This is a genomic window from Candidatus Nanosynbacter featherlites, assembly GCF_005697565.1.
Classification (GTDB): domain Bacteria; phylum Patescibacteriota; class Saccharimonadia; order Saccharimonadales; family Saccharimonadaceae; genus Nanosynbacter; species Nanosynbacter featherlites.
Map to the genome: position 1 here is coordinate 107,825 of NZ_CP040004.1, position 12,062 is coordinate 119,886.

Here is a 12,062-nt window from a genome sequence, read left to right on the forward strand (position 1 = left end):
TTAAAATATCCTCCACTAACGGAGGATATTTTAATTATTTAGCTTTTGCCGCGCTCTGCAGAATTCCTTTTTTTCGAAGAGTGCGAATTGCTTGAGTGCTAAGTACCATTGTGACTTTTTGGCCACCGACCGTAAAGGTCTTTTTTTGTAGATTCGGCTTAAAAACTCGCTTTGTACGTCGCAGTGAGAAGCTCACGTTATGGCCGTACTGCTTGCCTTTGCCGGTTAGTTCGCATCGTGATGCCATTTCCAACCTCTCTAATTTATTAAACAATCCCTAATATTGTAACGGTATATCACAAAATAGTCAAGATGATATAATGAAATATATGAACTTTACGGTAGTGATAATTACATTGTTAGTGATTCTGGTATCAATGACTATTCATGAGGCGATGCACGCTTTTATGGGATATTTTTTGGGTGATCAGACTGCTAAAGCAGAAGGAAGGTTGTCTCTTAATCCTATAAGACATATTGACCCATTTTTAACTATCCTGCTACCGCTAACATTACTAGTGTTGGGCGCTCCAGTATTTGGTGGAGCTAAACCGGTGCCATTTAACCCGCATAAGGTGCGGTTTGGAGAGTGGGGTGTTGCCCTGGTGGCAATCGTCGGACCTCTGACTAACCTAGTACTGGCATTCACTTTTTTTGGTATTGGTGTGAGTCTGGGTTTTGTAGATAAATTTGGCTTTTCTCCATCATTGATTGGTGTCACGCTTCAGGCTTTTGTGTTTGTTAATCTGGGATTTTTTGCTTTCAATATGATTCCTATACCGCCGCTTGACGGATCTAGAGTACTCTATGCATTGGCTCCGGATTTTGTAAGAAATTTCATGAGACAGGTTGAGCAATATGGGCTTGTCATCATCATGGCTCTTGTTATGGTTGGTTCGCCATTTATATCTCTATGCATGAATTGGCTGATTATACACACACTTCAGTTATTTATTTTGATTTTTAGTGTATAATATAAGTAGTCCCTTGAGTCTATGGGCGCATATGATTTTCCTAACATCATATGATAGGGAGCTTTATATGGTATATCACCGTGGTGGTATATTGCGAGCACCCACCTTGCTTTATGCGGGGAATATCAAGCGTTCATGACTCTTGGGGCTTTTTGTTTGCCCGTTTATTGGCTGTGGCGGGTAGACGAATAATTGCAGAGCATATATAATCAAATACAGCAGTTCACTAGGCAATCGCTTGATTTCTGTCAAGAGGAAAGTCCGGGCAACAAAGGACACGACAGTCGCTAACGGCGACCAGGGGTGACCCTAGGGAAAGTGCCACAGAAACAAAACTACCCATAGCTATGGGAAAAGGTGAAACGAGTAAGGTAAGAGCTTACAGCTTACTATGGCGACATAGTAAGGAGGTAAACCCTGTCGGTTGCAAGGAGATCTACATTTCGGGTGTCCGCCTGTAGGTCGAGAACCGCTTGATTCATTTGGCAACAAATGAACTAGATAGATGATTGCCCACGACAGAACCCGGCTTATCGGTGGACTGTATACTAAAAATTCCTCCTATTGATGGAGGAATTTTTAGTATATTCTGTAGACTCTGGTCTATTTTGTAGCTGCTTCAACGATCTTTTTGAATGCTACAGGATCGTTCACGGCTATTTCTGCTAATATTTTGCGATTAACATCAATATTATGAGCTTTCATACCGGCAATCAACTTACCGTAAGTGGTGCCTTCTTGTCGAGCAGCTGCGTTAATACGAGTAATCCACAATGCTCGCAAGTCACGTTTTTTATTGCGACGGTCACGATAAGCATATTGCAAGGCGCGAATAACACCTTGTTTTGCTAAACGAAAACTGCGTGTACGGTTATGCTGCATTCCTTTAGCAGCTTTGAGAATCTTTTTGTGCTTTGCATGTGCTGAAACGCCTCGTTTTACTCGCATGATACTACACTCCCATTGCTCGACGAGCGTTTTTGGCCATAGAGCCTTTTACGGTTGCTGTTGTGTTAATGGCACGTTTACGGCTCTTAGACTTCTTAGCCAAGAGGTGACCGCCAAATGCACGTTGGCGGGTTAGTTTGCCGGTACTGGTTAGCTTAATGCGCTTAGCAGTGCCCTTGTGGGTCTTTAGTTTTGGCATTACTTACTCCTTATTACTACGCTCAGATTGCGACCTGCCATCTGAGGTTTTTGTTCTACGATTGCGACTTCTTCAAGTAGGGCAGTGATTTTTTCAATCAACTCGTAACCAATCTCTTTATGTGCCATTTCGCGACCTTTATAAATTACCTGGATGCGAACTTTGTGTCCTTCTTCTAGGAATTTACGGACCTTACGAAGTTTTACTTCCAAGTCGCCTTGGCCTATCTTGAGACCAAAACGCATTTGCTTCAGGTCACTGGCTTTAGCTAGTTTGCGATTGCGCTGCTGATCCTTCATCTTCTGGTACCGGTATTTACCCCAGTTGACGATTTTAGCCACAGGTGGATTAGCGTTAGGCGATATTTCCACGAGATCTAATCCCGCTTCTTCCGCCGCTGCTAGTGCGTCACGGAGTGACATTACTCCTAACTGCTCACCGTCTGAACCAATAACGCGTAGTTCGCGAGCACGGATGGCTCCGTTGGTACGAATTGTTTTATTAATCGTTAGCTCTCCTTTGTAAAGTGAATCGTTAGATTAATTCCAAAATCAATTCTAACAGATAAGGACGCGTATTTCAAGGATCTATGAATATTGAACTTGTCGGTATTGCAAGCTTTCGGCGATATGGGGTGTCTCAATTACATCGGACGCCTCTAGGTCTGCGATGGTTCGAGCTACTTTTATGACTTTGAAGTAACTTCGTGTACTAAGGTCTAAACTCTTTGCTGCTTTAATGAGGAGGTCTTTTGCGTCAGTAGAGAGACGAGCATAGTGGTCAACCTCAGAGCTTTTCAGTGATCCGTTGTGTTTTTCATTGCTGTTAAAACGCTGTTGTTGAAAACGCAACGCTTGCTGGATAACCTCTGTTATTTTTAAATGTTGTGAATTATTCAACGGCTTATTTTGAAGGAGTGTCTCATGATTTACACGACTAACATTTACTGTCATATCTATGCGATCAAGGAGTGGTCCTGATAGCCGTTTTTGGTAATTAAGGATTTGAGAAGATGTGCAGGTACAGCTTTTTTCAGTATCTCCGTAATATCCGCAAGGACAAGGATTCATAGTGGCAACTAGTAAAAAACTGGCAGGGTATTTGTATTTTTGGTTAGCCCGGCTGATGGTTATAGTGTGGTCTTCCAAGGGTTGGCGTAACGCTTCCAAGACTGATCGTGGGTACTCTAAGATTTCGTCCAAGAATAAGACTCCATTATGCGCCAGACTTATTTCTCCTGGCCGTGCCTTAGGGCCTCCGCCTATAATAGAGGTTCTGCTCGCTGTATGGTGTGGTGCACGAAATGGTCTGGATGAGACTATGCCGTCTGTTAAGTCCGGGTTACCAATGCTATGCAATTTGGTAACGTCTATTATTTCTTGACCCTTTAGAGGGGGCAATAGTCCGGCACAAGCCTTTGCTAGCATGCTTTTACCAGACCCAGGGGGTCCTGAGAATAGTAAATTATGTCTTCCTGCTACTGCAATACTGATGGCTCGTTTAGCTTGCTCTTGTCCGATGATTGTATCTATTGGAGTGTCTATTACCTCTGTAACATCAGGTGTAGTTTTTTTGACAGCAGGTGATATAAGACATTCCTTTTTCAAATGCAGGAATAATTGGCGCAAGCTTTTGATAGGAATGACAGTAATGTCTTTCAGCAATAGGGCTTGTTCCGTGTTATCAGCTGGGATGTAAATAGTTGTAATATTATTCTTCTTAGCAACTTCGGCAATAGTAATAGCTGACTGGATGGGTCTAATGGAGCCATCCAAGGCTAGTTCTCCAGCAAAGAGCGCGTCGCTGACAGCTTCTTGCGAAAGGAGATTGTTCAGTTGTAATATTGACAATGCAATCGGCAGATCAAACTGGGTACCATCTTTTGGTAGTTCAGCTGGCGCCAGGTTGATGACAATTTTGCCCTTTGGAAACTCAAGTAGAGAGTTCTTGATGGCGCTTCGAACTCGGTCCTTTGCTTCGTCGATCGCCTTATTTCCTAAACCAACAATTTGGATGCTCGGTAGTCCTTTTGATAGGTCTCCCTCGATTTCAATCAATTGGCCTTGAAACCCACATGGTGTTGCAGAGAGTATCTTGCTTACCGTCATATATCTACAGTTAACCATAATTTATTTGGTTTTTAAAGGTGAGGTGGTATACTGTATATGATTGTGGGGCTGAAATAGCGTTCGACAGTTGGACTTTATCAAAATATTCTGCAAACCGAACATGCACGATACGCATATTGTTAAATGCAAAAAACTTTGCAAGCAAAGTAGCTAGCCTATTCAAGGCTCCAGCCTTTGCGCCAGCTGTAGCTTAATCTATAGCCATCTCTTCGTATAGGCAACATGATACGATTTGAGGTGTCAGAATTTATGTTGCTCGCTATGTATTTGGAAGTGGCAAATACATGGGACTTTTGCCACGTAACAAGCTCGGTCTTTTGGGTTCGTTTATTATCCAAGCTATGTTATAAAACTGTAAATGATCCTATGTTTGTAGACGAATATTTATGATACCAATTGGACCCGGGGGCAGTACCCGGCAGCTCCACCATGCAGCTTAAGTATATCAGCCAGTAGGCTGATTTTTTACTATGCAGAATTCTGATATAAGAAAACAACCACCTGCGAGTAGTGGTCGTTTTCAAAAAGTGGAGTTTTTGATGATCTGTTTATTTTTGGCTTCCATTATTAGTTTGTACAACTTTTTTATTCAGAAGCTACCCCTATAATAATTCATGAAAACGGTTATGTCAACATATTTGCAGGAGATTTAGTGAGTAAAAAAAACTACACCTGAATGGACGATGAAGGTGTCACTGCTGACCGTCAAGTAGTTACCGGTGCGGTGTGAGAACCTAGTGTAGTAGCTTTTTTCTTTTGTTGTCTCGGAGTGCTATATATGATCATTACAAAAGCGTACGGGATGTGGAATATTGGTTAAGCTAGCTTTTTGTAAATGCATGATCGTGCGTGATGGATAAATGATAAATAGCCTCAAGGCAATTATGTAATGTATTTTTGCTTAAATATTTTTAAAGAAATCAGCAGCTGGATTATACTGTATCTACTAATTATTGCTGTCGTATGGGGCACAAGCTAGCCGTTATGATAATGGTGTTTAAACGGATATATTTGGGAGTAATGATTCTAAAAGGATCATTTTGTTGTAATATTTACTTTTTATATATTGTTATTTTGGCGTTATTTTTACAGATTAGAATACGGTCAGTAATATTGAAATATGTGCTTATTACAACAATTTTTTCAGAAAACTACTTGATTTATTTTGAAATAGATGCTAGTATAATCACATAAGCTTTTGAAAAACAAACAAAGCAAAAAAGTACATTAAAATAACCAACTTTAGAATATCGCTTAACACTAAATATTGCTTTGGTGTAGGGAACGGCTGCAACATGAAGCTGAAAAGCACATAGTCTATATATGATTATTGTATTTTAGTCATGGTGCCGCCGATGCTCCACTGAAGTTATTTGTGATTATTCGCAAGTTACAAATAATATAGGTGTTGAGCGCGCGTGGATAGTACACACACATCCAGTTTATCCTTATCTTTGCAAAGCATTGGTAATGAGAATACTGGATGTGTGGAAGGAACTTCACGCAAGGACATGCTCCTTATATAAGGAGCGGTCAGTCGCCTTGAGCGATAACGACGGACTCGCAATGCCCGCGCCCTAATAGTTGTTTTAAAGCGGCGGATGGAGCGTTTGTAGTTCAGCTTCTGTTATCGCTCGGGCTCTTTTGGGCTATGCCTTCGTGTATAATATGTGATATGAAGCAGAAGATCGCTATTACAATTGGCTGCGTCGCAACCTTAACGGTATTATTGATTATAAATATGACTACTCCATCTGGCATAGGTCCTTTTGGGGTTCTTTTATTTTTATTTTCCCTATATGTGGCGCTAACTAGCGCTTTATACATTTTACTTAGGTTTTTATTTTCTATGGTACATGTGTCAAAGTCTAGAGATGGTAGCAAAAGTCGACAGGATATAAAACTGTATTATTTTTCCAGCGTGCTTGCTCTGGCTCCAGTTATATTGTTGGGAGTCCAATCTATTGGTGGCATTAAGCTCTTTGACGCCTGTCTTGTTGCTATCTTTGAAGTGATTGCTTGTCTGTATGTATATAAGAGGTTCTAACATGGTCTTTTCGTATACACCATGATATAATTTGAGTATGAATCCTGAGACGACACCAGTAATACCGAGGACAGAATCAGCGCCTGTAGTTCCTGATGTAGAGCGTCAATATGGTAATCAAGAAAAAAGTTTTGAACAGTATGGGGCACAGTCCGTTGAGCAGGGGGAGCAACCGCCTGCTACGCCGGTGCTGCCTGTCGTTGATATAGCAAGTTTGGCACAGCCTGCTCCTCAGGATCCTGCTAGTGTTCAGACACCGCAGACAGATAATGATGTGGTTATGGCAGGAGTTCCTTCTATAGCAGGGGACGATGATTTAATTGAGAAAGAGTGGGTTGATAAGCTAAAGAGTTTAATTGCCCTAACAGAGGGTAATCCCCATGAACGAGCGCGGGTTATTGCTCAGCTACAGGCAGATTATCTGAAGAAACGATATAATAAGACTCTTGGTCAGTCTAATGAGTAGGATGGATTAATGGGTGGAGTTCTTATCTTAGGGTTACTGGTATTAGGGATTATAGCTGTTGGAACATCAGTGATTTTTATACTGTACCGTAATGCTATGCGCGAAGCAAAGAATTATGAGCGCGGCCTAAAAATGGTACCCTTGTTGATACATTTGCCTCCGACCAGTGAGGATATAGACAATGGTAGTCGTGACCAGCGTGACCTTAACGAGGAAGTCATCTCGCAGGCGCAGGTTATGTATAATATTATTTCCAGTACCGCTACGAAAGGATTTAAGAGCAAATTTTATGGGCAGCGTCACATATCTCTTGAGATCGTCGCTACTGGTGGCCTAGTTCATTATTATGCGGTGGTTCCTGTGGTATTAATCGACGTTATTCGCCAAGCTATCATAGCAGCTTATCCATCGGCGCGGCTGGAAGAGATGAGCGAAGTAAATATCTTTAGTGAGATTGGTCGTACGTCTGGTATGATAGGCGGTGAATTTACTTTGCGTAAATCTTTCATTTATCCAATAGCAACGTATCAAGAATCAAAACGTGATGCCTCACGGGCGCTCCTTAACGCGCTCTCATCTGCATCAAAAGATGATGGAATTGGTATTCAATTTCTTATCAGGCCAGCGTATGATGGTTGGGCCAAAGCTTCTGAGCTTCACATTGATAATTTGCGAAAACATAAAAAGAAAAAGACGGGCATTGGTGCACTGATAGCTCCAAAGGATATTTTAGAAGCGTTGTGGAAACCACCACAAGAAAATGACGAGAAACAAAAAGAAGAGGAAAATAAGCCGTTGAGTTCACTTGAACAGGCAGAGGTTGATGCTGTAAGTGAAAAGACTAGGTATCCAGCCTACGAAGTTTTGATTCGTGTTGTGGTTTCTTCTAATACTGCAGCCAGGTCTCAGTCTCTGTTAAAGAATATTATTGCCGCTTTTGCGTTGTTTGATTCACCACGAAATAATGGCTTCAAGTTCTCAGTTACTCGTAATATAGAGGAAATTACAACGGCCTATATTATGAGGTTTTTTCCACAACAGATAAAATACAATGTTTTAAACAGTGTAGAAATGGCAACGTTGTTTCATTTACCTGGTTCCTCATCAATACCGACATCTCAGGTTAAACGCCAGATGTCCAAGCAGGTTGATGGTCCTACTGATGTTTTGGATGAAGGCTTGTTGATTGGTTATAACGAATTTCGTGGTGTGAAAAAACCTATTCGTATCGGGACAAAAGACCGCCGCCGCCACGTATACATTATTGGTCAAACTGGTGTCGGTAAGTCTGTCCTGCAAGAAAATATGGCATACCAAGACATGATGGATGGTCGAGGTTTTGCGTTCATCGATCCTCATGGAGATTTGGTAGAGTCGCTTCTCGGTAAGGTACCGAAAGAGCGTGTTGAAGATATTATCTACTTTAACCCGGCTGACATGACAAATCCTATTGGTTTGAATATGTTTGAGTTTGATACACCAGACCAGAAGGACTTTTTGGTGCAAGAAGCAATTAATATGTTGTATGGGTTGTACGACCCGGGGCATACGGGAATTGTTGGTCCTCGTTTGGAGCACATTTTTCGCAACTGTGCGTTGTTGTTGATGGCTGACCCTGCAGGCGGAACATTTATCGATATACCAAAATGCCTCATAGACCCAGAGTTTGTTAAGAGTAAGCTGAAATATGTTACCGATCCGCAGGTGATTGATTTCTGGACGAAGGAGTTTCCGGCATCCCAGCGCTCTAACGAAGCTGGTGAAGTTGTGTCTTGGGTTGTCGCGAAGTTTGGTCCATTTATCTCTAATGATGCAATGCGTAATATTATTGGGCAAACGAAGTCTGGATTTAATTTGCGGGAGATAATGGATAATAATAAGATTCTGCTGGTCAACCTTTCCAAGGGTAAGATGGGAGAACTAAACTCCAAGCTGCTGGGTATTATCTTCGTGATGAAGTTTCAGGCTGCAGCGATGGCTCGGGCTGACACTCCAGAAGACCGACGAGTTGATTTTTCATTGTATGTTGACGAGTTTCAGAACTTTGCTACGGATAGTTTTGAGTCTATTCTGTCCGAGGCTCGTAAATATAAACTGAGTCTTATTATGGGTAACCAGTTTATGACCCAGTTGACAGATAAGATACGTGAAGCGATTATCGGTAACGTTGGTACGGTGATTTCTGGGCGTATTGGTGTGACGGACGCTGAGTTGATGGTCAAGAAGTTTCAACCAGTCTTTGATGTGGACGATTTGTCTAAGTTGCCAAACTTCCAATCGATTACCTCTGTCATGATTAACAATGTTCCGTCAGCGCCGTTTAGTATGAATTGGATACCGCCGATGGGACAGGAGAACTCTCAGTTGCGCGATGCATTGGTGAGGCTGTCTTCTGCGAAATACGGTAGACCACGTGCTGTTGTGGAAAAGGAAATATTTGAGAGGCTAGGTAGGGCAGATCCGAAGGCACGATCTGTATCACCTAAGCCTACTGCGCTACGGGAGAATAAGTCTTTCCTAGACGAGTGGTTGTCGAAGCGTAAGCAGATAGGCGGTGCGCAGCCAGTACCAACACAAAAAGCCTCTGGTGCGTTATCTCCTGCAACGCCAGTAACGATACCGACACCAATGTCTACCGCTAATGTGAACCCTAATGGGCAGAGCTTAGGTAATGTCGCCCAGGCGGGTAATTTATCGCGGTCACCTCAGGATAATCCTGATGCTCCTGTAGATATACCGACAACACCTTCGGCTGCCAATGCTGTGCCATCTTCGGATGACGCCAATAAAGAGAACTTATCCATCCAGGAAAGAATGCAACAAGAGCTAGACTCAGTACAGCCAAAACCATCTAACAATAGGCTTGATCTCAGGGATGGTAATCAAGATTCGGATAGGGAAATATCAATAAAATTGCGATAGGCTAAGAATATTAAAGTTTGGTAGTAGCTTAGCTGCTACTACCTTTTATGCCTATGCGGATGTAGTCAAACAACATGCCAGCAATCCATCCGATGATGAATGCTGCAATTGTTTCAAATCCCGACAGAGGGTACCCGTTTATTTTTGCTAGGGTATATATGGCGAGGGTTAAGACAAAAGCCACAACCGAACCAGACAGTATGGCATTTGGTCGAGCGATTGTTTTGCCCGTAACCTCACTGACCTTTTCGACGGTCGGGTTATGAATGACCTTACTAAAAGTTCGGCTAGACTTAGGGAGCTGACTCTGGACTATCTCCATGGTCTTTTTGAAGCTATCTTTACGGTCCTCCTTAGTTATGATGCGCTCAGCTTTTGCGGGTTGCTTCTTTTCTTGCTTTACCTCTTCAGATTCAGCCTTCTCAATGACCTTTTCGAGCTGTTCGCGTGCTTCAGCTTCTGACTTTTCTGCTGGTGAGCTTTCGTTTTCGACTCGATTTTTGATGGTTTCGGCCGCACGATCTTGCGTCTCTGCTCGCAGCTCGCTCAAACCTTCATGTGATGTTTTGGTCTCGTTGTTGAATTTAAGTGATTCTTTCATTGTTACCACGCCTAACCTTATTTATTTAAATTGTGCCCACTGAGTTATAGGTGTGTCGTATGATACGTACTTCTTTCTTGAGCTGTCTAGATCGTAAGTAGAAGAATGTGACAATGGAGAGGATTAGACCTGCGAACAGCATATTTTCGCCAGCACCAGTGCGGGGCAGTTGTGTAGCCACTGTTTCGACGACTTTCTTTTCATTTGGACAATCAACTTTGACACTTACGGTGTTGCCGAAGGTGTTGTCCATCCTACAGTCAAATGATCCAGGGTTACTTGTGCCAGTGCTCATAGAGGATATTTTACTAGCCATCTGTATCGTGAACGTGCGTTCTTGGGTTTCACCAGGTTTAATGGTTGCCTCTGGCCACTGGAGAACAGTTTTTCCGCCATTGCTATTGGCGTCCTCTTTGAGCGTTCCGCCACCTGATTCAAAGATAGACGAATATTGCAGAACATCGCCCAAATTCTCTGTGAACGTATATTTTTCTGGCGCAAAGCCTTTATTGGTGACTTTTAGGTGGTAGGTGATACGATCATGTGCTTTCGCGGTGGTCTTAGTAGCATCCATATTGCTCTGAGTGAGGTTTATGGCGTTCTTTTGTTGGATAAAGGAAGCAGAGCACTGTTTATCTTCTATCCATAAGGTCGGATTGCCTGCACATGGCTGACAGCGAGGGTCATTTTTAAGTAATGTTGGGTTTTGTGGACATCTTTCCGGCTCAGCTACATTAAACGTCTTTTGACAGCCGGCAGAGGTGCGGTCGCCTAGAGAGGTTTTGAGCGTTACGGTCACTTTGTATGATCCAGGGGTCTTTTCCTGATATGTTATATTTGGGCTGGTGCTTTCTAGGGTTTTTACTAGAGAGTTACCTCTGTAGACGTTGAATACATACTTTTGTATCTTAGCTCCGTTAGCGGCACTTGTGTTTACGGTGAACTGATATTTATTGGTGTCGCTTTGTTTCACTTCTAACGCGTTACAAGTGACTATTGGAGCTGGAGGTGTTGAACAGTTTGGATAGGTACCGATTTGTCCTGGAGGACATGTTGGTGCCGGTGGGATACTTTTTGTGATAAGGTTGCCGCAGTTACGCATGATTGCGAACCAACCGAACTTAGCTGAATGGCCTACGTAGGCTGTATAGGTAAAATTACCCCAAAGCTGGTGCGGCCGGTAGTAGAAATTACGCATTCCGCTGCCGGCTGATTTGACAGAATAGGAACCTTCTCCTTGGGCTGACCCAAAGTGAGGAGTCATCCCCCAAGAATAATTACCATCACGGCTATGTAATGTCTGCAGGTTGCGGGTTGCATTTGATAGCTCTGCACGAGTAATGCCAATCGTATCAAACAATGAGCGAATGTCGTTAGTATTGGCATCATAGTGGTTCATCATTTGGCTTCCACTCCATACGCCACCTCGAACCATATCGCTTGGGTCTGCAGCATTGGCTGACTCCGGAGGAGAGAATACGACTAATGATTGCACAATTAACGCAAGAACAGTGAAAATTAAGCCTAATTTTCGAGTAGCCTCCTCTTTACTTAACCTTTTTGCATAAAAGCCCAATTCATTGATAAGTGATGGACTAAATGGCAAGTGAGAAACTATTTTTCTAAACATGGTTGCCCCGTTCTTGTATGTTTATGTAATCTATTATTATGATAATATTTACTCTATTTTAGCATAAGAAATATGTTCAGGTAAAGCACTTGAGTGAACAATTTTTTTGCGGTATAATGAGAGAGTTGTAAATAGCTGACAAGTCA

General features: G+C 42.5%; 11 protein-coding genes and 2 other RNA genes. 6 read left to right on the top strand and 7 right to left on the bottom strand.

The window, feature by feature from the left end:
• Positions 1-34: 34 nt before the first annotated feature.
• The gene (gene rpmB, locus FBF37_RS04225; RefSeq protein ID WP_138078468.1) at positions 35-247 is read right to left on the bottom strand and encodes a 50S ribosomal protein L28; all 213 of its coding nucleotides are present in this window, start codon (positions 245-247) and stop codon (positions 35-37) included.
• 82 nt (positions 248-329) lie between these two features.
• On the opposite strand from rpmB, the gene FBF37_RS00555 reads away from it, so the two are divergent.
• Together FBF37_RS00555 and rnpB are read left to right on the top strand one after the other, a co-directional pair.
• Positions 330-974, top strand: a complete 645-nt coding sequence (locus FBF37_RS00555) for a site-2 protease family protein (protein WP_138078470.1) — start codon at positions 330-332, stop codon at positions 972-974.
• A 218-nt stretch (positions 975-1,192) separates the two neighbouring features.
• Positions 1,193-1,523, top strand: an RNA gene (gene rnpB, locus FBF37_RS00560) — RNase P RNA component class A.
• Between the two features lie 54 nt (positions 1,524-1,577).
• On the opposite strand, the gene rplT is transcribed toward rnpB, so the two are convergent.
• The 4 genes from rplT to FBF37_RS00580 all read right to left on the bottom strand — a co-directional run bounded on the left by rplT (position 1,578) and on the right by FBF37_RS00580 (position 4,229).
• Positions 1,578-1,922 carry a 50S ribosomal protein L20 gene (gene rplT / locus FBF37_RS00565; RefSeq protein WP_320410504.1) on the bottom strand — a complete coding sequence of 115 codons (345 nt, stop codon included), beginning with the start codon at positions 1,920-1,922 and terminating at the stop codon, positions 1,578-1,580.
• Positions 1,923-1,926: 4 nt separating this feature from the next.
• On the bottom strand, positions 1,927-2,121 hold the full coding sequence (gene rpmI / locus FBF37_RS00570; protein WP_138078474.1) for a 50S ribosomal protein L35: 195 nt from the start codon (positions 2,119-2,121) through the stop codon (positions 1,927-1,929).
• A complete protein-coding gene (gene infC / locus FBF37_RS00575) occupies positions 2,121-2,627 on the bottom strand; it encodes a translation initiation factor IF-3 (RefSeq protein ID WP_138078476.1) in 507 nt (168 codons plus the stop codon). Before infC ends, rpmI begins: the two co-directional genes overlap by 1 nt.
• Before the next feature lie 81 nt (positions 2,628-2,708).
• Complete coding sequence (locus tag FBF37_RS00580) at positions 2,709-4,229, bottom strand: YifB family Mg chelatase-like AAA ATPase (RefSeq protein ID WP_145964607.1); 1,521 nt, start codon at positions 4,227-4,229, stop codon at positions 2,709-2,711.
• A 65-nt stretch (positions 4,230-4,294) separates the two neighbouring features.
• On the opposite strand from FBF37_RS00580, the gene ssrA reads away from it, so the two are divergent.
• From ssrA to FBF37_RS00600, 4 genes are all read left to right on the top strand, one after another.
• Positions 4,295-4,680, top strand: a transfer-messenger RNA (tmRNA) gene (gene ssrA, locus FBF37_RS00585).
• 1,245 nt (positions 4,681-5,925) lie between these two features.
• The gene (locus FBF37_RS00590) at positions 5,926-6,297 is read left to right on the top strand and encodes a hypothetical protein (RefSeq protein ID WP_138078480.1); all 372 of its coding nucleotides are present in this window, start codon (positions 5,926-5,928) and stop codon (positions 6,295-6,297) included.
• A gap of 37 nt (positions 6,298-6,334) precedes the next feature.
• Complete coding sequence (locus FBF37_RS00595) at positions 6,335-6,763, top strand: hypothetical protein (protein WP_138078482.1); 429 nt, start codon at positions 6,335-6,337, stop codon at positions 6,761-6,763.
• Between the two features lie 9 nt (positions 6,764-6,772).
• Positions 6,773-9,685, top strand: coding sequence for a type IV secretory system conjugative DNA transfer family protein (locus FBF37_RS00600; protein WP_236861250.1), 2,913 nt, complete (start codon positions 6,773-6,775; stop codon positions 9,683-9,685).
• 28 nt (positions 9,686-9,713) lie between these two features.
• Here the strand turns inward: FBF37_RS00600 and FBF37_RS00605 are convergent, their stop codons facing one another.
• Entirely contained in the window at positions 9,714-10,286 is a 573-nt protein-coding gene (locus FBF37_RS00605; RefSeq protein WP_138078484.1) for a hypothetical protein, read from the bottom strand.
• A gap of 25 nt (positions 10,287-10,311) precedes the next feature.
• Positions 10,312-11,916: a hypothetical protein gene (locus FBF37_RS00610; RefSeq protein ID WP_138078486.1), complete on the bottom strand. Its 1,605-nt coding sequence runs from the start codon at positions 11,914-11,916 to the stop codon at positions 10,312-10,314.
• Between the last annotated feature and the right edge of the window lie 146 nt (positions 11,917-12,062).